24 protein-coding genes, 1 pseudogene and 1 riboswitch are annotated in these 22775 nt (G+C 67.0%); of the genes and pseudogenes, 22 read left to right on the forward strand and 3 right to left on the reverse strand.

Annotated elements, in window-relative coordinates; translation table 11 throughout:
* Positions 1-10 precede the first annotated feature (10 nt).
* The 15 genes from ACZ1I5_RS23140 (at position 11) to ACZ1I5_RS23210 (ending at position 11931) form a co-directional block, all read left to right on the forward strand.
* Entirely contained in the window at positions 11-1276 is a 1266-nt protein-coding gene (locus ACZ1I5_RS23140) for a glutamate-5-semialdehyde dehydrogenase (protein WP_465171573.1), read from the forward strand.
* Positions 1277-1389: 113 nt separating this feature from the next.
* Entirely contained in the window at positions 1390-2427 is a 1038-nt protein-coding gene (locus ACZ1I5_RS23145) for an aldo/keto reductase (protein WP_465171574.1), read from the forward strand.
* 31 nt (positions 2428-2458) lie between these two features.
* Complete coding sequence (locus ACZ1I5_RS23150; protein ID WP_465171575.1) at positions 2459-2716, forward strand: CopG family ribbon-helix-helix protein; 258 nt, start codon at positions 2459-2461, stop codon at positions 2714-2716.
* The gene (locus ACZ1I5_RS23155; RefSeq protein WP_465171576.1) at positions 2716-2997 is read left to right on the forward strand and encodes a type II toxin-antitoxin system RelE/ParE family toxin; all 282 of its coding nucleotides are present in this window, start codon (positions 2716-2718) and stop codon (positions 2995-2997) included. Before ACZ1I5_RS23150 ends, ACZ1I5_RS23155 begins: the two co-directional genes overlap by 1 nt.
* Entirely contained in the window at positions 2994-3611 is a 618-nt protein-coding gene (locus ACZ1I5_RS23160; RefSeq protein WP_465171577.1) for a nicotinate-nucleotide adenylyltransferase, read from the forward strand. The genes ACZ1I5_RS23155 and ACZ1I5_RS23160 overlap by 4 nt, the downstream gene beginning before the upstream one ends.
* A gap of 8 nt (positions 3612-3619) precedes the next feature.
* On the forward strand, positions 3620-4036 hold the full coding sequence (rsfS, locus tag ACZ1I5_RS23165) for a ribosome silencing factor (RefSeq protein ID WP_465171578.1): 417 nt from the start codon (positions 3620-3622) through the stop codon (positions 4034-4036).
* Positions 4037-4145: 109 nt separating this feature from the next.
* Positions 4146-4568, forward strand: coding sequence for a 23S rRNA (pseudouridine(1915)-N(3))-methyltransferase RlmH (locus ACZ1I5_RS23170; protein ID WP_465171579.1), 423 nt, complete (start codon positions 4146-4148; stop codon positions 4566-4568).
* Between the two features lie 3 nt (positions 4569-4571).
* Entirely contained in the window at positions 4572-5765 is a 1194-nt protein-coding gene (locus tag ACZ1I5_RS23175; RefSeq protein ID WP_465171580.1) for a murein hydrolase activator EnvC family protein, read from the forward strand.
* Between the two features lie 125 nt (positions 5766-5890).
* The gene (locus tag ACZ1I5_RS23180) at positions 5891-7222 is read left to right on the forward strand and encodes a S41 family peptidase (RefSeq protein ID WP_465171581.1); all 1332 of its coding nucleotides are present in this window, start codon (positions 5891-5893) and stop codon (positions 7220-7222) included.
* 133 nt (positions 7223-7355) lie between these two features.
* Entirely contained in the window at positions 7356-7862 is a 507-nt protein-coding gene (locus ACZ1I5_RS23185) for a disulfide bond formation protein B (RefSeq protein ID WP_465171582.1), read from the forward strand.
* The gene (locus ACZ1I5_RS23190; RefSeq protein WP_465171583.1) at positions 7859-8395 is read left to right on the forward strand and encodes a demethoxyubiquinone hydroxylase family protein; all 537 of its coding nucleotides are present in this window, start codon (positions 7859-7861) and stop codon (positions 8393-8395) included. Before ACZ1I5_RS23185 ends, ACZ1I5_RS23190 begins: the two co-directional genes overlap by 4 nt.
* 26 nt (positions 8396-8421) lie before the next feature.
* On the forward strand, positions 8422-8892 hold the full coding sequence (locus ACZ1I5_RS23195) for a hypothetical protein (RefSeq protein WP_465171584.1): 471 nt from the start codon (positions 8422-8424) through the stop codon (positions 8890-8892).
* A 255-nt stretch (positions 8893-9147) separates the two neighbouring features.
* Positions 9148-9657 carry a DUF2306 domain-containing protein gene (locus ACZ1I5_RS23200; RefSeq protein ID WP_465171585.1) on the forward strand — a complete coding sequence of 170 codons (510 nt, stop codon included), beginning with the start codon at positions 9148-9150 and terminating at the stop codon, positions 9655-9657.
* 4 nt (positions 9658-9661) lie between these two features.
* Positions 9662-11140 carry a hypothetical protein gene (locus ACZ1I5_RS23205; RefSeq protein ID WP_465171586.1) on the forward strand — a complete coding sequence of 493 codons (1479 nt, stop codon included), beginning with the start codon at positions 9662-9664 and terminating at the stop codon, positions 11138-11140.
* Positions 11127-11206: riboswitch (ZMP/ZTP riboswitch) on the forward strand. (Overlaps the previous gene by 14 nt.)
* Positions 11207-11226: 20 nt before the next feature.
* Positions 11227-11931, forward strand: a complete 705-nt coding sequence (locus tag ACZ1I5_RS23210; protein WP_465171587.1) for a DJ-1/PfpI family protein — start codon at positions 11227-11229, stop codon at positions 11929-11931.
* A 25-nt stretch (positions 11932-11956) separates the two neighbouring features.
* Here ACZ1I5_RS23210 and bla read toward each other — a convergent pair whose 3' ends face one another.
* Together bla and ACZ1I5_RS23220 are read right to left on the reverse strand one after the other, a co-directional pair.
* Complete coding sequence (gene bla / locus ACZ1I5_RS23215; RefSeq protein ID WP_465171588.1) at positions 11957-12865, reverse strand: subclass B3 metallo-beta-lactamase; 909 nt, start codon at positions 12863-12865, stop codon at positions 11957-11959.
* A gap of 555 nt (positions 12866-13420) precedes the next feature.
* Positions 13421-14059, reverse strand: coding sequence for a DedA family protein (locus tag ACZ1I5_RS23220; protein WP_465171589.1), 639 nt, complete (start codon positions 14057-14059; stop codon positions 13421-13423).
* Positions 14060-14290: 231 nt separating this feature from the next.
* Between ACZ1I5_RS23220 and rpiA the strand changes: the two genes are divergently transcribed.
* From rpiA to ACZ1I5_RS23245, 5 genes and pseudogenes are all read left to right on the forward strand, one after another.
* Positions 14291-14947: a ribose-5-phosphate isomerase RpiA gene (gene rpiA / locus ACZ1I5_RS23225; RefSeq protein ID WP_465171590.1), complete on the forward strand. Its 657-nt coding sequence runs from the start codon at positions 14291-14293 to the stop codon at positions 14945-14947.
* A gap of 56 nt (positions 14948-15003) precedes the next feature.
* Positions 15004-17118 (forward strand): transketolase, encoded by a 2115-nt coding sequence (tkt, locus tag ACZ1I5_RS23230; protein WP_465171591.1) that lies wholly within the window; start codon positions 15004-15006, stop codon positions 17116-17118.
* Positions 17119-17120: 2 nt separating this feature from the next.
* Positions 17121-18248: a transaldolase gene (gene tal, locus ACZ1I5_RS23235; RefSeq protein WP_465171592.1), complete on the forward strand. Its 1128-nt coding sequence runs from the start codon at positions 17121-17123 to the stop codon at positions 18246-18248.
* Positions 18242-19270: pseudogene (gnd, locus tag ACZ1I5_RS23240) on the forward strand (phosphogluconate dehydrogenase (NAD(+)-dependent, decarboxylating)); the annotation flags it as partial. The gene tal and the pseudogene gnd, both read left to right, overlap by 7 nt.
* The gene (locus ACZ1I5_RS23245) at positions 19270-20091 is read left to right on the forward strand and encodes a Cof-type HAD-IIB family hydrolase (protein WP_465171593.1); all 822 of its coding nucleotides are present in this window, start codon (positions 19270-19272) and stop codon (positions 20089-20091) included. The pseudogene gnd and the gene ACZ1I5_RS23245, both read left to right, overlap by 1 nt.
* Here the strand turns inward: ACZ1I5_RS23245 and ACZ1I5_RS23250 are convergent.
* Entirely contained in the window at positions 20068-21054 is a 987-nt protein-coding gene (locus ACZ1I5_RS23250) for a bile acid:sodium symporter family protein (protein ID WP_465174033.1), read from the reverse strand. The two genes, ACZ1I5_RS23245 and ACZ1I5_RS23250, sit on opposite strands and share 24 nt — an antisense overlap.
* 231 nt (positions 21055-21285) lie before the next feature.
* Between ACZ1I5_RS23250 and ACZ1I5_RS23255 the strand changes: the two genes are divergently transcribed.
* The gene (locus ACZ1I5_RS23255) at positions 21286-21438 is read left to right on the forward strand and encodes an AtzG-like protein (RefSeq protein WP_465171594.1); all 153 of its coding nucleotides are present in this window, start codon (positions 21286-21288) and stop codon (positions 21436-21438) included.
* Positions 21431-22750, forward strand: coding sequence for an AtzE family amidohydrolase (locus ACZ1I5_RS23260; protein ID WP_465171595.1), 1320 nt, complete (start codon positions 21431-21433; stop codon positions 22748-22750). Before ACZ1I5_RS23255 ends, ACZ1I5_RS23260 begins: the two co-directional genes overlap by 8 nt.
* Positions 22751-22775: the final 25 nt, after the last annotated feature.

Below are 22775 nucleotides of genomic sequence, written 5' to 3' on the forward strand. Positions count from 1 at the left end.
CGACGCCGCCATGGCCGATGTCCAAACCGATTCCGTTGCGCTGATCGCCGATATGGGGCGCCGCGCCCGCGCCGCCGCCCATGTGCTCGGCGGCCTGTCCAGTGCGGTCAAGGCGCGGGCGCTCGATTCCGCCGCCGAGGCGATTCGCGAGGCCGCGCCGGCGATCGCGGCCGCCAACGACGAGGATATGGCGCGCGCCAGGGCCGCGGGCCTGTCGGGCGCCATGCTGGACCGGCTGCGCCTTGACGCCGGACGGATCGAATCCACGGCGGCGGGCGTCGCCGCGGTGGCCGGCCTGCGCGATCCGGTCGGCCAGCTGATCGACGAGACCCGCCGCCCCAACGGCATGGTGCTGCGCCGGGTGCGCGTGCCGATCGGGGTGATCGGCATCATCTATGAAAGCCGCCCGAACGTGACGGCAGACGCGGCGGCGCTGTGCATCAAATCGGGCAATGCGGTGATCCTGCGCGGCGGGTCCGAAGCGATCGGGAGCAACCGTGCGATTCATGCCGCGCTCGTCGCCGGTATGGAACGCGAGGGCGTGCCGGGCGATGTGGTGCAGCTGGTGTCGATCACCGACCGCGCGGCGGTCGGCGCGATGCTCGGCGCGGAGGGCATGATCGACCTGGTCGTGCCGCGTGGCGGCAAGAGCCTTGTCGCCCGCGTCCAGGCTGAGGCCCGTGTGCCGGTGCTTGCGCATCTCGATGGGATCAATCACGTCTATGTCGACGCCTCGGCCGATCCGGCGATGGCCGAGGCGATCACGGTCAACGCCAAGATGCGCCGCACCGGCGTGTGCGGCGCAATGGAGACCCTGCTGATCGACCGCGCCTATGCGCACACGGCCGAGCTGGTGAAGGTGCTGGGCGATACCGGCTGCGAAGTGCGCGGCGACGCGGCGATCCGCGCGCTGGTGCCGACTGCCAGGCCCGCCGACGCGGCCGATTGGGACACCGAATATCTCGACGCGATCGCCTCGGTGGCGATGGTCGACGGGGTGGAGGGCGCGATGGCGCATATCGCGGCGCACGGATCCCACCATACCGATGCGGTGGTCGCGGAGAATGAGGGCGTGGCGGAACGCTTCCTCGCCGGCGTCGACAGCGCGATCGTGCTGTGGAACGCTTCGACTCAGTTTGCCGATGGCGGCGAGTTCGGCCTTGGCGCGGAGATCGGCATCGCCACCGGCCGGTTGCACGCGCGGGGCCCGGTCGCGCTGGAAGGGCTGACGACCTACAAATGGATCGTTCGTGGGACGGGGCAGACGCGGCCCTAGGCCCGCCCATTATTTCAACAAACCCTCTTATTCAACAAACCCATTGTCGCCCTGCCGACGGATACGCATATCCGCAGCGCCGACGGGAGTGGCATCGATAAGGGGACCCAAGCATGCGTTACAATCCGCTCGGGCGCACCGGCCTGTTCGTGTCCGAACTGTGCCTGGGAACCATGACCTTCGGCGGCGAGGGCTTCTTCGCCTATATGGGCCAGGTGAAGCAGGATGAGGCCGATGCCTTGCTCAGGGCCTCGGTCGATGCCGGCGTGAACTTCATCGACACCGCGAACGTCTATTCGCAAGGCTTGTCGGAGCAGATCACCGGCCAGGCGATCAAGAATCTGGGATTGAGGCGCGAGGAGGTGATCCTGGCCACCAAGGTGATGGGCCCGATGGGCGAGGGGCCCAACAGCCGCGGCAATTCGCGCGGGCACATCATGGACGAGGTCAAGGCGAGCCTGACCCGGCTCGGCACCGATCATATCGATCTCTACCAGATCCACGGCTTCGATGCGCTGACGCCGATCGAGGAGACGGTGCGCGCGCTCGACGATCTCGTGCGTCAGGGCCATGTCCGCTATGTCGGCGTGTCGAACTGGGCGGCGTGGCAGATCGCCAAGGCACTGGGCATCGCCGAGCGGCTGAACGCGGCGAAATTCCAGAGCGTGCAATCCTATTACACCATCGTCGGCCGCGATCTCGAGCGCGAGGTGGTGCCGATGCTGCAGTCCGAAGGCCTGGGCCTGATGGTGTGGAGCCCGCTCGCCGGCGGCTATCTCTCGGGCAAATATCGCGATGGCGACAGCGACGGCCGCCGTGCCACGCGCGATTTCCCGCCGGTCGACAAGGCGCGCGGCGACAAGGTGCTCGATGCGCTCGGGTCGATCGCCAGGGCGCATGGCGTGTCGGTCGCGCAGATCGCGATCGCCTGGCTGCTCCACCAGCCGCACGTCACCAGCGTGATCGTCGGGGCGAAGCGGCAGGACCAGCTCGACGACAATCTCGGGGCGACCAGGGTCGCGCTGAGTGCCGACGAGCTGGCGACGCTGGATGCGGTATCGACGCTGCCGGCGGAATATCCCGGCTGGATGACCGCGCTTCAGGCCACCTATCGCGACAATGTGCTGAAGCAGCCGCCGCGCGGGGATTGATAAGGATGTATCGGATGTATACGTTCGATACATGAGCAAGACGGCAGTGATCACCGCGCGAGTCGATGAACAGACGCTTCAATCCCTCGACGCGCTGGCCGAAAGTCAGGAACGCACGCGCGCCTGGCTCGTCGCCAAGGCCATCCAGCGGTACGTGAAGGAAGAAACCGAGTTTCGTGCCTTCATCAAGGAAGGCGAGGATGCGATCGACCGCGGCGATTATCTGACCCATGAGGAAATGATCGCGGATATCAAGAGCTGGAAGCTTGGCCGGAAGCGCGCTGCCTGATGCGCCTCCTCTGGTCGCGGCCCGCTCGCGACGATGTCTTTGCGATCGCCGACTATTATGATGCGATCGATCCCGACCTTGCCGAAGCGATCGTCGATCGAATTGATGGTGCCGCATCGGTGCTGTTGGCCAATCCCCATATCGGCCGGCCGCTGGTGACGCTCGATGTCCGCAAATGGAGTGTACGACACACGCCATTCGTGCTGCTCTACGTCGTTCGCGGCGACGACATCGAGATTCGTCGCGTCAGGCACGGCGCGGCGGACTGGCTGGCCGAATGATCCGGATCGGCATCCTCGGCGGCTCGTTCAATCCGGCGCATCGCGGCCACCGCGCGATCAGCCTCGCCGCGATCCGCGCGCTGGGACTGGACGAAGTGTGGTGGCTGGTTTCGCCCGGCAATCCGCTCAAGGAGGCGGCGGGCGATATGGCGCCCTTTGCGATCCGCTTCGCGTCGGCGCGGCGGATGGCACGGCATGCGCCGATCCGGCCGAGCGCGATCGAGCTCGACATGCACACGCGCTTCACCATCGATACGATCCGCACGCTCAGGCGCCGCTACCCCAACAAACGCTTCATCTGGCTGATGGGATCGGACAATCTCGCCCAGTTCGACCGGTGGAAGGACTGGCGCGGCATAGCACGCGAGGTTCCGATTGCGGTGGTCGCCCGTCCGGGCTATGATGGCGCTGCCCACGCGGCCCCCGCGATGGGTTGGTTGCGGCGCTTCATCCGGCCCGTGGACCAGGCAAAGAGCTGGACGAAGTGGAGAATGCCGGCACTCGTGCTGTTGCGATTCCGCCCCGACCCGACTTCTGCGACCCGGCTTCGTTTGGCCGATCCCGCCTGGCAGCGCCGTTTTGCGCGACCAGTGCTCCTCACACCCTCAACATAGGAATCGTCTTGGCCTCATCTTCCCCTGCGTATCGTGCGTCCGAACCCGATGAGGTGGAGGCGCTGCACAAGCTCGTCCTGGCGTCGCTCGACGACGACCAGGCAGTCGATACCATCTCGATCCCGCTGGCGGGCAAGAGCAGCATCGCCGATCACATGGTGATCGCGAGCGGCCGCTCGACGCGCCAGGTCGCCTCGATGGCATCGAAGCTCGCCGAGAAGATCAAGGGCGAGCTTGGCCGGTCGACCCGGATCGAGGGCCTGCCGACTGCCGACTGGGTGCTGATCGATGCGGGCGACGTGATCGTCCATCTGTTCCGCCCGGAAGTGCGCAGCTTCTACAATCTCGAGCGGATGTGGGCGTTCGGCGACGCGCCGCTGCCGACCCCGGATTCGCCTGGCGCGACGCCGACGCCTGACGCGTAATCATCTTTCCGTTCGTGCTGAGCCTGTCGAAGCACTGTTCTTTCTTTCGACGCCGGAAAAGAAGATCAGCCCTTCGACAAGCTCAGGGCGAACGGGCTAGGGGTCCGGCATGCTGCTCCATATCGTCGCGCGCGGCCGGATCGGGCGCGGGCCCGAAGCCGAGCTGGTCGATCGTTATGTGAAGCGGCTCGCCTGGCCGGTGAAGCTGACCGAACTGCCCGATACCGGCGGCAGGATGCCCGCGATCGAGCCGGGTACGCGCATCGTCATGCTCGACGAGACCGGTGAGGTGCTGCCCTCCCGCGTTTTCGCCGATCGGCTGGAGAAATGGCGCGACGGCGGCGTGCGCGAGGCGCGATTCCTGATCGGCGCGGCCGACGGCTTCGACGATGCGCAGCGCGCCAGTGCCGATCTGCTGCTGTCCTTCGGCCGCGCGACCTGGCCGCATTTGCTCGCCCGCGCGATGCTCGCCGAGCAATTGTGGCGGGCGACGAGCATCCTTGCCAACCATCCCTATCACCGCGAAGGATAGGCCATGCGCCGGGCATGGATAGCATCGATCGCCCTTGCGGCCGCCCTGGCCGGCATCGGCATCGCGGCCCTCTCGGCCCAGACACCCGCCGCGGAGCAGCAGCGCCTGATCGCGGCAAGGCAGCAATCCGCCGCCGCCGCCGCGCGATCGGCCCGGCTCGCGCAGGACGCAGTGCGCGAACAGGATGAGGCGGCCCGAACGCGCGCGCAGGAGGCCGCGGTCGCCGCGCGCATCCAGCAGGCCGAGGCGGATATCGCCGCGGGCCAGGCGCGGATCGCGATCATCGACCGGCTGCTCGCGTCGCAGCGCGCGCGGCTCGCATCGCGGCAGGGGCCGGTCACGCGGCTGATGGCGGCGCTGCAGTCGCTGGCCCGGCGGCCGGCGCTGGTCGGCATCGTTCAGCCCGGATCGGTCAGCGATATCGTCCATGTCCGTGCGGTGCTGGCAAGCACCTTGCCACTCGTCCGCGCCCGTACAGCGGATGTCCGCGCCGACCTTGCCCGCACCCGCCAGCTCCAGGCAGGCGCGTCGTTTGCCGCGCGGCGCCTCGCCGAAAGCAGGGCGCAGCTGCGGGACCAGCGCCTCGCGCTCGCCCGGCTCGAGGTCGCGCACCGCCTGCGCGCGCAGGCGCTCGGGCGCGACGCGCTGTTCGAATCGGACCGGGCGATCGCGCTGGGCGAGCGCGCCCGCGATATCGTCGATCTGATGGACCAGCTCGCCGACCAGGCCGCGACCCGGGAGGCGCTGCAGTCGCTGCCCGGCCCGCTGCCGCGCCCGGCGCGCCCGGGTGAAGTCGCCTCGCCGATCGAGACATTGTCCTGGTCGGGCGGCACGCCGCCCTACCGGCTGCCCGTCGCGGGACGGGTGGTGACCGGGCTGGGCGAGCTCTCGGACGCCGGCGTGCGTGCGCGTGGACTGACCATCGCCAGCGCCGCCGAGGCGATGGTGATCGCGCCGGCGGCGGGGCGGATCGCCTATGCGGGCCCTTTTCGCGGCTATGGCACGATCGTGATCATCGATCATGGCGGCGGCTGGACCTCGCTGATCGCGGGGCTCGGTACGGTTTCCACCCGGGTCGGCGAGACGGTGGCGCAGGGATCGCCGGTCGGCCGGGCCGGCACCGGCGAGGATGCGCGCATTACTATCGAGCTGCGCCGGCGCGACCGAGCGGTCGATATGACGCCGCTGCTGGGATAAAAGGACGCCTGCCTCCCGCGCGGGCGGCGGAAAGACGCGGAGTCACCTCCCGTTCAGCCGTGCCGCGCTTTCATCCGCGGCGTTTGAGCGCTACGATGCCCGCAAACCGGTTTGGGTAAAAGCTTATGTCACGTGCACTTCTTCAGGCCACCGCGATCGCCGCGGTCCTTGCGATCATTCCCATCGGCACCAGCGCGATGGCTACAGTCGACAGCAATACCTATCGCGAGATCGACCAGTTCATGGACGTCTTCAACCGGGTGAAGGTCGATTATGTCGACAAGGTCGACGACAAGACGCTTATCAAGGGCGCGATTTCCGGCATGCTCGCCGCGCTCGATCCGCACAGCGCCTATGAGACCGGGCTCGATTACGACAATCTGCGCATCCAGACGCTCGGCAGCTATGGCGGGCTCGGCCTGACCGTCACGATGGAGGACGGCGCGGTCAAGGTGATCTCGCCGCAGGAAGATACGCCGGGCTGGCGCGCGGGCGTCAAGTCGGGCGACTATATCACCCATATCAACGGCAAGCTGATCTATGGCGAGACGCTCGACGAAGCGATCACCGAGATGCGCGGCCCCCCCGGCAGCAAGATCCAGCTGACCCTGATCCGCCCCGGCCGCGACAAGCCGATCGAGGTGTCGATGGTGCGCGAGAAGATCGTGCAGAAGCCGGTGAAGTGGGAAGTGAAGAACGGCATCGGCATCATCAACATCAACACCTTCTCGGAAAATACCGGCGAGGCGACCAAGGCGGCGATCCTCGGCATCGAGAAATCGCTCGGCCATGCCCCGCTCGGCTATGTCGTCGACCTGCGCGACAATGGCGGCGGGCTGCGCGACGAGGCAGTGAGCGTCGCCGACAATTTCCTCAATTATGGCGAGATCGTCTCCGAACGCGGCCGGGAGAAGAACGACATCCAGCGCTTCTATGCGCATAATGGCGATTATGCCCGCGGCCTGCCGGTGATCGTGCTGACCAATGCCGGCACCGCCTCCGCCTCGGAGATCGTCGCCGGCGCCCTGCAGGACCATCACCGCGCCCTCGTCATGGGCGAACGCTCGTTCGGCAAGGGATCGGTGCAGACCGTGCTCGATCTCGGCAATTCGACCGCGCTGCGCCTGACCACCTCGCGCTACTACACACCCTCCGGCCGATCGGTGCAGGAAGGCGGGATCGAGCCGGACATCAAGGTGCCGCAGATCTCCGACGTCGACTACAAGTCGCGCCCGGTGTTCCGCGAGGCCGATCTGCGCCGCCATCTGATCAACGAGGTCAAGGCCGATAATTCGGTGCTCGAGGAAGACACCAAGACCGATCCGCGCTTCGCCGCCACGCCGGAGCAGCTCAAGGAGAAGGGGATCGAGGATTTCCAGCTCGATTATGCGCTGAAGACGATCGGCCGGCTCGCCACGACCCCGGCGCCCCAGGTCGCGGCGGTCGCGAAGAAGTGAGCACATGCCACATATGTCATGCTGAACTTGTTTCAGCATCCACGCGCGGTCGCTTCATCAAGGGCGTCGCTCGTGGAACGACTGGCCGCGCCTGGACCCTGAAACGAGTTCAGGGTGACGGAGTGCGTGGGGCATGACTCGGAACCGTTTCCCCACCGCCCGTTGGATCGCCCTTTTGCTCCCCGCCGGCTTGATGGCCGGCGCGCTGGGGTCGCAATATATCGGCGGGCTGTTCCCGTGCGAGATGTGCCACTGGCAGCGCTGGCCGCATTACACCGCGATCGTGCTGGCCGCGCTCGCCTTCGTGGTGCCGGGCGCCGTCCTGAAGCGCGGGCTGGTCGTGCTCGCGGCGCTCGCCATCCTGGTCAGCGGCGCGATCGGCGTGTTCCATGCCGGGGTCGAATATCATTGGTGGCAGGGCATCACGGCCTGTTCGACGACGATGCAGGGCACCGGCGGCTCGGTCCAGGACATGCTCAAGCGGATCATGGATGCGCCGGTCGTGCGCTGCGACGTGCCGCAATGGTCGCTGTTCGGCGTCTCGCTCGCGGGCTTCAACGCGATCTTCTCGCTCGCTGGCGGCCTGGCGATCTTGTGGCTGCTGCGCCGCCCGCGCAAGATTTCGGCCTTCGCGAAATGAACGGCTGGCGGCCCGGCGACGCGAAACGCGCCACGCAGTCGATGATCCGCGTCGATCAGGCGGGCGAATATGGCGCGACGCGCATCTATGCCGGACAGCTCGCCGTGATGGGCGACCGGACCCCGGCCGCGCGGAAGATCGCCGGCATGGCCGGGCAGGAGGAGCGCCACCGCGCCTTTTTCGATGCGATGATGGCCCGGCGCGGCGTTCGGCCGACCCTGCTCCAGCCCTTCTGGGACGTGGCCGGTTTCGCGCTCGGCGCGGTGACGGCGGCGCTCGGGCCGGAGGCGGCGATGGCCTGCACCGCCGCGGTCGAGACCGAGATCGACAAGCATTATTCGGAACAGCTCGCCGCGCTCGGCGAGAGCGATCCGGAACTGTCCGAGGCGATCGCGGATTTTCAGGCCGAGGAGGTCGAGCATCGCGACACCGCGCTCGCTTCCGGGGCAGAGCGTGCCCTGGGGTATCCCCTGTTGAGCGGACTGATCCGCCTCGGCTGCAAGGCGGCGATCGCGACCGCCAAAAGACTCTGATTGAGCGGATTAGACGGGAGAGTGTGATGATTGTCAGGATCATGGCGTCGGCGCTGGCGCTGGTCGCGACCGGCCCGGCCGCAGCCCAGGTCGCCGGACCGGCATTGCCGGGCCCGCGCGTGGTGGTGCCGCAGGGCCCGGCCGAGGTCTCGCGCAGCGCGCCGGTCAACGGCGTCATCACGTTGTTCGGCAACGAGCGCTGCCCGACCAATGCCGATGGCGCCGAAGTGGTGGTGTGCGTGCGCGGCAACCCGAGCGAGCAGTTCCGTATCCCCAAGGACGTGCGCGAGTTGCAGATCACGCCCGAGAACCAGAGCTGGGCGGTGAAGGCGCAGGGCCTGGTCAACGATCCGACCGTAGCTGGCGGCATAGGCAGCTGTTCCACGGTGGGTGCCGGCGGGCAGAGCGGCTGCTTCCTCCAGCAGGCGCAACAGGCCAAGCGCGAGAGCCAGCAGAAAAAGGCCGAGCAGAAGCGACTCGAGGACTCGCTACCCTGAGCCTTAGAGCCGCGTGCGTAAAATCAGAACCGTTCGTCCTGAGTAGGGGCTGAGCTTGTCGAAGACCCGTATCGAAGGACAGGTGTGGCGCGTGACGCTTGTCCTTCGATACGCCATTTCGACAAGCTCAATGGCTACTCAGGACGAACGGCGGTGGTTCAGATTTACCGCACGCTGCTTTAGACGCCTGAGGCTTTGACCTTGCCTCGACGCTTCGGTTAGGGACTCCGCCTTATTCCGCTAAGGGGCAGGGCAATGGCGACGGTGACGGCCGGAACGGTGCGGGCAAAGCCGCTCGCGGCCGACGGATATGAGAAATTTCTGGCGGTCGCCGCGATCGCCCTGCTGGCGACGGTGCTGGTCGCGCTCGCGCGGGGCTATCCGCATTGGGGTGCGGTGCCGCCGCTGGTCTGGGCGCATCTCGCGACGATCCTGCCAGCGCTCGCGCTCACGCCGGTGATGCTGCTGCGCCCGCGCGGCGACTCGCGCCACCGGCTGCTCGGCAAGATCTGGGTGGCGGCGATGTTCCTGACCGCCCTGGTCTCCTTCGGCGTGCGCGAGAGTCACCATGGCGGCTTCAGCATCATTCATCTCATCTCGGCCTATGTCGTCATCGTCGCGCCGCTGATCTGGTGGACGGCGCGCAATCACAATGTCCGGCAGCACCGCAGGATGGTGCGCGGCATGGTGACGGGCGCGCTGCTCATCGCCGGCTTCTTCACCTTCCCTTTCGGCCGCATGCTCGGCGCCTGGCTGTTCGGCTGACATCATGACCCTGACGACGTCCTCCACGGCCGTGCGCGTGCCGTACAAGCTCGCGCTCGGCCTGTTCCTCCTGGTGTGGATGTCGGTCAGCTGGTTCGGGTCCTCCCCCTATAATGCCAACAACGCGACGCGGATGTTCGCGTCCATTTCGCTGGTCGAGCAGCATGACGCGACGATCGACGAGTTCCGCGACCTGACGATCGACAAGGCGGAATTCGGCAAGCACACCTATCTCGACAAGGCGCCGGGCATGACGATCATGGCGATGCCCGCGGTGTGGCTCGGCGACGTGATGACCGGCACGACCGCGACGCGCATGCCCAAGGAGATCGGCAACAAGGATCTCTGGGATTATATGCGGCTGCGGCTGCGCATCGCGGTGGCGATGACGGTCGCGCTGCTCACGGCGCTCGCTGCGGTGCTGCTGCTCGATCTCGCGACCGGCATCACCGGCAGCGTGCGCGCCGGCTTGGTCACGGCGCTCGCCTATGCGCTGGCGACCCCGGTCTGGGGCTGGTCGACCACCCTGTTCGGCCATGCGCCGGTCGGGGCGCTGCTGCTGATCGCGACCTGGGCGATCTGGCGGGGCACCTCGGACGCGCGCGAGATCGCGCGGCTGCGCTATCCGGTTATCGCGGGCCTTGCGCTCGGCTGGGCGCTGGTCGTGGAGTTCCCGGCGGTCATCCCGGCCTTTCCGATCGGAATCTGGGTGCTGTGGCGGACGCGGGCAGTCGCCTGGCCAGTCCGCGCGCGGCTGTTCGGCGTCGCGGCGGCGGCGGGCCTGGTCGCGCTGCTCCCGCTGCTTGCCTACAACACCATCGCCTTCGGCACGCCGTTCAAGGTGGGCTATCAGGGCGTGGTCGGCTTCACTGGCATGCAACAGGGGTTCTTCGGCCTCACCTATCCCAAGGCCGAGGTGCTGTGGCAGATCGTCTTCGGCACCGAACGCGGCATGCTCTGGCTGGCGCCGGTGCTGCTGCTCGCGCCCTTCGGGCTGGTCCGGCTGATCCGCGCGCCCGGAACGCGCGACCTGGGCTGGCTCTGCACCACGATTACCGTCGCGGTGCTGCTGTACAATGCCGCCTATGTCTATTGGGATGGTGGCCACTCGACCGGGCCACGCCATTCAGTGCCGATGATCGGGTTCCTCTGCCTGGGCATCGCGCCGCTCTGGCAGGGGTGGAAAGCGACCGGCAAAGGCTGGATCGCCGGGCTCATCGCCTCGGGCATCTTTATCAACTTCGCCGTCGCGGCGTGCGAGATCGCGGCGCCGCATGGCTATCGTTTCCCGCTGGTCGCCCCGGTCATGACCGATCTTTTCAACGGCCAGGTCAACACCATCGCCGGCGACTATTGGGGCTGGACGCCCTGGCTCGGGCTGATCCCCTATCTCGTTGTCGCGCTGCCGCTGCTGGCATGGCTGATCCGGCAGGCGATCTTGTCGCCGTCGCCGCCCCGGCATATCACGACACCTCTCGCGTGACTGGCGAATCGTGGAGCACCACGGGGAAGCGCGGGACCTGAAAAGCCGCTCGCCTGGGCAGACCCTCGATCCGAAGGAGTGTCACCATGCCCGATCTCTCGCCGATCCGCGTCGCCTTCCTGCTTTTCCCAAACGTCACCCAGCTTGATCTGACCGGCCCGGCCCAGGTCCTGTCGCGGCTGGGCAATGCCACGATCGATCTCGTCGCGCGCGATCCGTCGCCGGTGCCCACCGATGCCGGGTTCGCGCTGCTGCCGACCGCGACGTTCGAGGATGCGGCACAGCCCGATATCCTCTGCATCCCCGGCGGTTTCGGCGTGAACGATGCGATGGAGACTGCGCCGACGCTCGCCTGGGTCGAACAGGCGGCGGCCGGCGCGACCTGGGTCACCAGCGTCTGTACCGGTTCGCTGCTGCTCGGCGCGGCCGGGCTGCTCAGGGGTTATCGCGCGACGACGCACTGGGCGTCGCACCATCACCTCGCTGCGTTCGGGGCGATCCCGGTCAAGGAACGCGTGGTGATCGACCGCGACCGGGCGACCGGGGGCGGGGTGACGGCGGGGATCGATTTCGGCCTCGCGCTGACCGCCGCGATCCGGGGTGAGGCACATGCCCGGCTGGTCCAGCTCAGCCTGGAATATGATCCGTCGCCCCCGTTCGATTCGGGCTCGCCCGAACGGGCGGACGCGGAGACGCTGGCGCGGTATCAGGCGCTGGCCGGGAAATCGGCGCCGGGTCGTGATGCGCGGACCGAGGCAGCGGCGGCGCGGATGATGGCGCGCATCTCCTGAGTCCGGCGCATCTGCGGGGCCGGGATCAGCCGGGCGACCCAGCGCGCTCGCGTGCGATCCTCGCGTCGAGCACGCCGCGATATTCGTCCGCATAGGCGCGGCAGGCGCCCGGATCGACGAACGGGTTGGGTGTCCGGCGCGCGCGGAACCTGGCGAGCTTCACGTCGCCGCCCGACGCGTCGGGGTGGGAGGTGACCAGGATGTCGCAGGGCAGCGCGGCGAAGACGTCGAAGGTCCTGCGGAATCGTGCGACTGTCGCGGCATGGGCGGGATCGGAGAAACGATAACCTTCGGCCGAAATGGGATTGAGGCTGGAGCCGAACACCATGTCGCGACAGGTGCCGCCGGCGCAGGACCGCCAGGTCCAGCTCATGCTGCCCGCGGTATGACCCGGCGTGGCGCGCGCGGTGATGACGGTATCGCCGACGCGCAGCTTCTCGCCGTCCTCCAGCGTGCGGATATTGGCGACCGCCGGAAAGGCCTCGAGCTGCCCGAATTGCGGGTCGTCAGCCAGGCTGTGCCCGAGCCCGAGCGCCTGCGCGCCCGCCCGGCTGGCGATCACCCGCGCTCCGCTGTCGCGGGCGAGCGCGGCGATGCCGCCGGCATGGTCGAAATGCGGCTCGGTGCTGAGGATGAACTTCACGTCCTTCACCCTGAACCCGAGCTGGCGGATATGCGCCTCGACGTCCTTCACCGCCTGCGGCACCGAACCGTCGATCAGGACCAGCCCGGCGCTGGTGCGGATCAGACCGACATTGAGGCCGCCGAAACCGACCAGATAGAAATTGCCATGCACATGAACCGGCGCCTGCGGCGCCAGCCAGCGTCTGGCGGATTCGGGCGCGATCGGCCGGGTCAGCGGATCGTCCGCCTGCGCCTTGGCCATCGCCGCTACTGACGCCAGTGCCACGCCGCCGAAAACCATCCACTTCATCGCTCGCTCTCCCAATTGCTCCCGCGACGATGTCGCGGCGGCGCCCGCACGACAAAACATCTTATCTCGGTGGAGACCCCAATTGGATTTGGGGCTTATGCCGCGCGCCATCGCGCCGATACGAACCACGCGCCGAAATATAGGCTCAGTGGCCGATCGAAAGGCGGCGCCCGTCAATCATGGCTGGCCGCCGATTCACTTTACCGGCGGGCCGTCGCATCATCACGGCGAAGGGTGGCCAGCGGCCTCCGTTCCGACCGCCGCTCGCTCAGGTAAGAACCGACAATGATCTCATCATACGATTCTCATAATTCGGCGAATAACGTGTCCGTAAAACGCATGAAGGCTGAGCGAAACATCGTCGAAACCATCGACGAGCCCCAAATATCGTGTATCGCGCCGACAGAAAAACGCCCCCGGGCACACGCGCGCGACCCGAAAAATCGGGGTCGACGTTGGCTGGCAAAAATGCCCGAATACTTGACTGGAAACGGCCGAGATATCAGTTCGGTACTGGCAAGTCGGTTATCGATACTTGCCGGAGCGGCCCCGGATCTATTCCTTCGGCTTGGCCTTCAGCCCATGTACCTTGTGCCAGATATAAAGGCCGACGAGCACGACCAGCACCACGCCGATCAGCGCGTCGGCGCTGTGGAACGCTGCCTTCACGCGCGGATCGCTGTTCCACTTTTCGCCCAGCACCATGCCGAGCCAGGCCAGGCCGAAGCACCACGGCCAGGATCCGATGAAGGTATATATATGGAAGGGGATCAGCTTCATCCGGGCGACGCCGGCGGGAAAGGCGATGAACGACCGGATCACCGGCAGCAGCCGGCCGATCAGCACGGCCTGATTGCCCCAGCGATCGAAGAAGCGGTCGGCCATGTCGAGCTCGCCCGGGCCGATCAGGACATATTTGCCCCAGCGCTCGGCCAGCGGACGGCCGCCGCGCTTGCCGACTTCATAGGCGACGATCGAGCCGAGATTGCAGCCGATCGCCCCGGCGGTCGCCGCCAGATACAGGTCGAACCGCCCGATCGAGACGAGATAGCCGGCGAACGGCATGATGATCTCGGACGGCAGCGGAATGCAGGCCGATTCGATCGCCATCAGCAGGACGATGCCGAGATACCCTCCCTTGGAGATCACGGCGATGGTGAAGGTCGCGAGTATCGCGAGGATTTTCTCGATCATGGGTTCCCCCTTTCGACGAAGAGGGTGCGTGTCGCCAGTGGAAAAATGGTGAGGCAGGGGATTGCGGAAACTACGCCGTTCGTCCTGAGTAGCCATTGAGCTCGTCGAAATGGCGTATCGAAGGACAGGCCTCACCCATGTCCTTCGATACGGGTCTTCGACTTCGCTCAGCCCCTACTCAGGACGAACGGAGTAGTGGTATCGGGCGTTTGATAGAGGAAGTGGCCGCCCATGACCGATGACGACAAACGCGCCGCGGCGCTCGCCGCGGTGGAAGAGGTGAGGCCGGGCATGCTGGTCGGGCTCGGCACGGGCTCGACCGCTGCCTTTGCGCTCGAACGGCTGGGCGAGCTGGTGCGGGGCGGGCTCGACATCCGTGCCGTGGCGACGTCGCGGCGCACCGAGTCCATGGCGCATATGGCCGGCATCCCGATGCTGGATTTCGCCGAGGTCGAGTCGGTCGATCTCACCATCGACGGTGCGGACGAGATCGACGACCGGCTGTTCGCGATCAAGGGCGCCGGCGGCGCGATGCTTCGCGAGAAGATCGTGGCGGCGGCCTCGCGCCGGATGATCGTCATCGCCGACTCGTCGAAACGGGTCGAGCGTATCGGCAAGGCCAAGCTGCCGGTCGAGATACTGCCGTTCGGCCGGGCCTTCGTCGCGACTCGGCTGGCGGGACTCGGCGCGAAGACGAGTGTGCGCGTCGCGCTGTCCGATCAGGACAATATCATCATCGACTGTTTTTTCGCTGAAATGCCCGATCCTTGCGCCCTGGCCATGGGGCTTTCCGCGATCCCCGGCGTTCTGGGGCATGGCCTTTTCCTTGACGAGGTGGATTGCGCCTATATCGGCGGGGGCGGCCGCGTGATCCGGCTCGAAAGATAAGGCAACCACCAGCGACGGACAGCGCTCGACTGTCCGATAGAAAGCGAGTTTCTCTCATGTCCGATGCCGCCACGGCCAGCGCACCCGCCAAGGGCCCTCACGAGGGCGGCTCGCCCGCCAACGGCCTCCACGAGGACGGCTCGCCGGAACGCCTGGCGATCGACACGATCCGCACGCTCGCGATGGATGCAGTGCAAAAGGCCAATTCGGGACACCCCGGCACGCCGATGGCGCTCGCGCCCGTCGGCCACACGCTCTGGTCGCAATTCCTGCGCACCGATCCGGACAAGCCCGACTGGCCCAATCGCGACCGCTTCGTTCTCTCGGTCGGCCATGCCTCGATGCTGCTCTACGCGCTGCTGCATCTCGCCGGCGTCAAGGAGATCGACCGCGACGGCAAGCTCACCGGCAATCTTGCGGTCAGCCTCGAGGACATCGAGAATTTCCGCCAGCTCGGCTCCAAGACGCCCGGCCATCCCGAATATCGCCACACTACCGGTGTCGAGACCACGACCGGCCCGCTCGGCGCGGGCTGCGGCAATTCGGTCGGCATGGCGATCGCCGAGCGCTGGCTCGCCGCGCGCTACAACAAGCCTGGCTTCGACCTGTTCGACCATGACGTCTACACGCTGTGCGGCGATGGCGACATGATGGAGGGCGTCTCGGCCGAGGCCGCCTCGCTCGCCGGCCACCTCAAGCTCTCCAATCTGTGCTGGATCTACGACAGCAATCACATCAGCATCGAAGGCGACACCGCGCTCGCGTTCGACGAGGATGTCGGCATGCGCTTCCAGGCCTATGGCTGGAACGTCATCCATGTCGACGACGCCAATGATATCGGCGCGCTGACCGACGCGTTCGCCAGCTTCAAGGCGACCAACGACCGCCCGACCTTCATCGTCGTGCATTCGATCATCGGTTGGGGTTCCCCGCGCGCCGGCACCGAAAAGGCGCATGGCGAGCCGCTTGGCGCCGACAATATCAAGGCAACCAAGCTGGCCTATGGCTGGCCCGAGGACGCACAATTCCTGGTGCCCGACGGCGTCGCCGAGGCATTCGAGAAGTCGATCGCCGATCGCGGCCGTCCTTTGCGCGAGGCATGGGAGGCGAATTTCGCCGAGTATCGCAAGGACAATGCGGATCTGGCCGCGGAACTCGACCTGCTGCTCAAGGGCGATCTGCCCGAAGGCTGGGATGCCGATATCCCGGTGTTCGACGCGGACGAAAAGGGCGTGGCCTCGCGTGACGCGGGCGGCAAGGTGCTCAACGCCATTGCCAACCGCGTGCCGTTCCTGATCGGCGGCTCGGCCGATCTCGCGCCTTCGACCAAGACCGACGTGAAGGGCAAGGCGTCGTTCGAGGCCGATAATTATGGCGGCTCCAACTTCCATTTCGGCGTGCGCGAGCATGGCATGGGTGCCGTGGTCAACGGCATGGCGCTGTCGCACCTGCGCTCCTACGGCTCCACCTTCATGGTCTTCGCCGATTATATGCGTCCGCCGATCCGCCTTGCCGCGATCATGGAACTGCCCTCGATCTTCGTCTTCACGCATGACTCGATCGGCGTGGGCGAGGACGGCCCGACGCATCAGCCGATCGAGCATCTCGCGACCTTGCGCGCGATTCCCGGCCTCGACACGATCCGCCCGGGCGACGCGAACGAGACCGCCTGGGCCTGGCGCGCCGCGCTCGAGCACAAGCATCGCCCGACCACCCTGGTCCTGTCGCGCCAGGCATTGCCGACGCTCGACCGCACCAAATATGCTTCGGCCGAAGGGCTGATGAAGGGCGCCTATGTTCTCGCCGGCGACGCCGACCCCGAGGTGATCCTGATCGCCACCGGCAGCGAGGTCTCGCTGGCGGTCGCGGCGCATGAGGCGCTAACGGCACAGGGCGTCCGCTCTCGCGTGGTGTCGATGCCGAGCTGGTATCGCTACGAACTGCAGGATCAGGCCTATAAGGAATCGGTCCTGCCCAAGGCCGTCACCGCCCGCATCGCGATCGAGATGGGCGGCGAGATCGGCTGGGACCGGTATGTCGGGCTCGACGGCAAGACGGTGACCATGTCGACCTTCGGTGCCTCCGCCCCGATCGCGAAGCTGCAGGACAAATTCGGGTTCACCGTCGACAATGTCGTCAAGGTCGCCCGCGCATTGCTCGGAAAGGATTGATCATGGGCCGTCTCAACGATCTCGCCGCCCTGGGCCAGGCCGTCTGGCTCGATTTCGTCGACCGCAAGTTCCTCGCCGAGGGGGGCTTGCAGAAGCTGGTCGACGAGGACGGGCTGACTGGCGTCACCTCCAACCCGTCGATCTTCGAAAAGGCGATGGGGCACGGCGACGCCTATGATGCTGCGCTCGCCGCGTTCGACCGCGACCATCCCGGCGCGCCGGCGATGCAGCGCTACGAGCATCTCGCCATCCAGGACATCCAGGCCGCGGCCGATACGCTGCGCCCGGTCTATGACCGGCTCGGCGGCAAGGATGGCTATGTCAGCCTCGAAGTTTCGCCCTATCTCGCCAACGACACCGACGGCACCATCGCGGAAGCGAAGAAGCTGTGGGCGGCGGTCGACCGGCCGAACCTGATGATCAAGATCCCGGGCACGCCCGCTGGCGTGCCCGCGATCGCCGCGACGATCGATGCCGGGATCAACGTCAACGTGACGTTGCTCTTCTCGATCGAGGCGTACAAGGCGGTCGCGCTTGCCTATGTCGACGGCCTCGAGGACCGGGCGTCGCGCGGCGAGCCGGTCGACGGGATCGCCAGCGTCGCCAGCTTCTTCGTCAGCCGCATCGACAGCAAGATCGACGACAAGATCGATGCGCGCGTCAAGGACGGCGATGCCGAATCCGACGCGCTCAAGGCGGTGCGCGGCAAGGTCGCGATCGCCAATGCCAAGCTCGCTTATGCCTGGTATGAGGAATTCATCGCCTCGGATCGCTGGCAGGCGCTCGCCGCCAGGGGCGCGATGCCGCAGCGGCTGCTCTGGGCATCGACCGGCACCAAGAACCCGGATTATCCCGACACGCTCTATCTCGACACCCTGATCGGCAAGGACACGGTCAACACCGTGCCGCCCAAGACGATGGATGCGTTCCGCGACCACGGCACTGCCGCCGAGACGCTGACGGCCGATGTCGACGGCGCCCGCCACACGCTCGCCGAGGCGGAGCGGCTCGGACTCGATTTGACCGGGGTGACGGATACCCTGGTCGAGGAAGGCGTTGCGTCCTTCTCCAAGGCGTTCGACGATCTGCTCGGGGCAATCGGCGCCAAGCATCCCGAACCCGCGAACTGATCCAAGACCTGTCCACAACGACCCATCCGGAGATTGCCATGCGTATCGGACTGATCGGCCTCGGCCGGATGGGGGGCAACATCGCGCGGCGGCTGATGCGTGCCGGGCACGAAACGGTCGCCTATGACCGCTCGCCCGAGGCGATCGCCGAACTGGTCGAGGACGGCGCTGTCGGTGCCGACTCGCTCGAGGACATGCACGCCAAGCTCGCCAGCCCGGCGATCTTCTGGGTGATGCTGCCCGCCGGCGCGCCTACCGAGGATACGATCGCGACGATCGCCGGTTTCGCGAAGCCCGGCGACATCGTCATCGATGGCGGTAACAGCTTCTACAAGGACGATATCCGCCGCGCCAAGGCACTCGCGGAAAAGCAGATCCGCTATGTCGATGTCGGCACCTCGGGCGGGGTCTGGGGGCTGGAGCGCGGCTATTGCATGATGGTCGGCGGCGACAAGGAGGCTGTCGACCTGCTCGATCCGATCCTCGCCGCGCTGGCGCCGGGCCTCGGCACGATCCCGCGCACGCCCAATCGCGGCGACAAGAGCGAGGATCCGCGCGCCGAGCAGGGCTATATCCATGCCGGCCCTCCCGGCTCGGGCCATTTCGTGAAGATGGTCCATAACGGCATCGAATACGGCCTGATGCAGGCCTATGCCGAGGGCTTCGACATCCTCGCCGGCAAGTCTTCGGACAAGCTGCCCGAGGACGAGCGCTTCGATCTCAACCTGACCGACATCGCCGAAGTATGGCGGCGCGGCAGCGTGATCTCGTCCTGGCTGCTCGACCTGTCCGCCTCGGCGCTCGCCGAGGATCAGCAGCTCGACAAATATTCCGGCAAGGTCGCCGATTCGGGCGAGGGCCATTGGACGATCGAAGCGGCGATGGAGGAAGCGGTGCCGGTCAACGTGCTCAGCGCCGCCCTGTTCGCGCGCTATCGCAGCCGGGTCGATCATACGTTCGGCGACAAGCTGCTGTCGGCGATGCGCTTCGGGTTCGGCGGCCATGTCGAGATGCCCCAATAGTGGGCAACGGACCGAGCGAAACAATCCGGCTGGTCGTTTCCGATCTCGACGGCACCCTGGTCGACAAGCAGAAGAAACTGACTCCCGGGACCATCGCGGCGGTCGGCCGGCTGCGCGATGCCGGAGTGGGCTTCACCATCATCAGCGCCCGGCCGCGATCCGGCATGATGCCGATCGCCGACGCGCTCGCGATCGATGACGTGATGGGCGCGTTCAACGGCGGCACCATCTTCCGCCGCGACGGCACCGTGATCGAGCAGCACCGCATCGACCCCGACGTGGTTCGCGGTGTGTTCGATCTGGTCGGCGATGCGGCGGTCGATATCTGGGTGTTCGCCGACGACCTCTGGTACGCCAGCACCGACCAGGGGCACCATGTCGATTCCGAGCGGGTCTCGTCGAACCAGGCGCCGGTGATCGTCGCCGACTTCGCCGCTTTGTACGACCGGGCCGACAAGCTCACCTTCGTCAGCGACGATCCCGCCTTGCTCGGTGCGCTGGCCGAACGGGCGGCAGCGGCGTTCGGCACGCGGGCGACCGTGGTGCAATCCCAGACCTATTATCTCGACGTGACGGCGCTTGCCGCCAACAAGGGCGACGGCGTGTCGCTCCTTGCCGAGGCGCTGGGCGCATCGCTCGCGCAGACCGCAGTGCTCGGCGACCAGGGCAACGACCTGGCGATGTTCGCCCGTGCCGGTCTGTCGATCGCGATGGGGCAGGGGCCTGAAGCAGTGCGCGCCAAGGCGGATTTCGTCACCGGCGCGAACGACGCGGACGGCGTGGCGCAGGCGATCGATTCAATCATCCTGCCGCGCTGCTAAAGGTACGGGATCGTCCGCATATCGCCGCGCGATCACCGCGCAGGCGATTAGCTGGAGCTGGTGGAACAGCATCAGCGGCAGGATGACCAGGCCGACCTGCGCGGGCGCGAACAGCACGCCGGCCATCGGTACGCCCGACACCAGGCTCTTCTTCGACCCGCAGAACAGCAGTACGATCGAGTCCTCGCGGCTGAGGCCCATCAGCTTTCCCGCGCCCCAGGTGGCGAGCAGCACCAGCGCGAGCAGCACCGCGCAGACCGCGAGGATCACGGCGAGCTCCTCCGCCGAGAGCCGGTGCCAGATGCCGTCGACCACCGCCGCGCCGAACGCGGTATAGACGACCAGCAGGATCGATCCGCGATCGACGATGGTCAGCAGCTTTTTCTGGCGCGTCACGAAGGCCCCGATCCAGGGCCGCAGCAGGTGCCCGGCGACGAAGGGCAGCAAGAGCTGGACGACGATCGATTCGACCGAGGACAAGGATACGCCCGCGCTGCCGCTCGAATGGATCAGCACCGCGGTCAGCGCCGGGGTCAGCACGATACCGAGGATGTTGGAGATCGACGCGCTGCACACCGCCGCCGCGACATTGCCCCGCGCGATCGCGGTGAAGGCGATCGACGATTGCACGGTCGAGGGCAGCAAGGTCAGGAACAGCATGCCCATCGCGACCGGCGGCGTCAGGAAGGGCAGGGCCGCGACGCCCAGCCCCAGCAGCGGGAACAGAATGTAGGTCGCGGCGAACACGGCGAGGTGAAGCCGCCAGTTGCTCATCCCCGCCAGCACTGCCTCGCGCGACAGCTTGGCGCCGTGGAGGAAGAACAGCAGCACGATCGCGATGTCCGCGATGGCGCCGAACAGCGGCACGCCCGCGCCGCGCGGCGGCAGGATCGAGGCGAGCACGACCGTGCCGATCAACATCAGGATGAACGGCTCGAAGATGACGAGGAAACGTTTCAGCATCAGCCCGTGTCGCGCGATCGGCGAAACGCCGCAATGGGTTTGCGTGGTGGAGCGCGACCACATTCCCATCTTCGTCATGCCGGACTTGTTCCGGCATCCATGTTTCCGCAAGCGCCGCCGGCGTTTCGTTCGCGGCACGATGGACCCCGGAACAAGTCCGGGGTGACGCCGGAGGTGAGGGGGCCGCAAAGCCGCATATCGTCCGATGGAGATTGGCCGTAAGCTGGCCCGATGGACGATACCCCCCTTACCGACACAGCAATCGTCGAGATGGCGCGCGCACTGCTCGATCTCGATATCCCGCCGGAATGCCTGCCGGGTGTCCGGACGAACCTGGATGTCCTGGCCGGGCATGTGAAGCTGGTCGAGCAGTCCAATGACTGAGAGCATCCTCGCTATCGCCCAGGCCGTGCGCAGCGGTCATCGATCGGCCGTATCGGTCGCGGAAGAGGCAATCGCACGCATCCACGAACGCGACGGGGCGATCGGTGCGGTAACGCGGCTGCTCGACGAACGCGCGCTGGTCGAGGCGCGGGCGGTCGATGCGATCGTCGCGGCTGGGGGCGATCCCGGGCCGCTGGCGGGCGTGCCCTACGGGGTCAAGGACCTGTTCGACGTCGCCGGCCTGCCGACTACCGCGGGCGCGGCGATGTTGCGCAATGCGCCGCCGGCGAAAGCCGATGCCGAAGCGATCGTGCGCCTGCGCACGGCAGGCGCGGTGCTGGTCGCGACGCTCAACATGGACGAGTTCGCTTACGGCTTCGCGACGGTCAACGCGGCCTTCGGCACCACGCGCAACCCGCACGACACGGATCGTCTCGCCGGCGGATCGTCCGGCGGATCGGCGGCGGCGGTGGCGAGCGGCATGCTGCCGCTGACGCTCGGGTCCGACACCAACGGGTCGATCCGCGTGCCGGCCGCCTTGTGCGGGCTGTACGGACTCAAGCCGGCGCATGGCAGCCTGCCGATGCAGGGCGTCTACCCGTTCGTCGACAGCTTCGACGATATCGGCCCCTTCGCCACCTCGATCGCCGACCTGAAGCTGGTATGGGAAGTTCTCGGTGGCGTCAGTGGCGCGACCGGAACCCGCATCGCCCGGCTCGGCGGCTGGTTCGACCGCACCATCGCGCCCGAGCTGACAGCGGCGATCGACGCGGTGGACGCGCATCTCGGCGGGCTGGAACGCGTCGAGTTCCCCGAGGTCGACCGCGCCCGTTCCGCCGCCTTTCTGATGACCGCGGCCGAGGGCGGCGCGCGGCATCTGCCCGAATTGCGCCGCTGCCCGCTCGACTTCGACCCTGCAACTCGCGACCGGCTGATCGCCGGCGCGATGCTCCCCGCACCGCACTATCTGACGGCCCAGGCCTTTCGCGAGACCTTCCGCGCCGCCGTACACGCCCTGTTCGAACGCCACGACGCACTGATCGCACCCTGTGTCGACGACGTCGCACCGCGCATCGACGATCCTTTCATCACCGTCGAAGGCGCCCGCGTGCCCGCCCGCGCCCATCTCGGCCGGCTGACTCAGCCGCTCAGCTTCATCGGCCTGCCAGTGATCGCGGTGCCGCTGCGCCGGCCGGGCCGGTTGCCGCTCGGGCTGCAACTCGTCGGCGTGCCCGGTCGCGAAGGCGCTTTGTTCGCCCTGGCGGAGCGGCTCGAGGCGGAGGGCCTGACCGGGTTCAGCCCGCCCGCCTGAACCCTCTTCCGCTCGCGTAAAGTCG

It is taken from the genome of Sphingomonas sp. BL-S-30 (assembly GCF_055521475.1).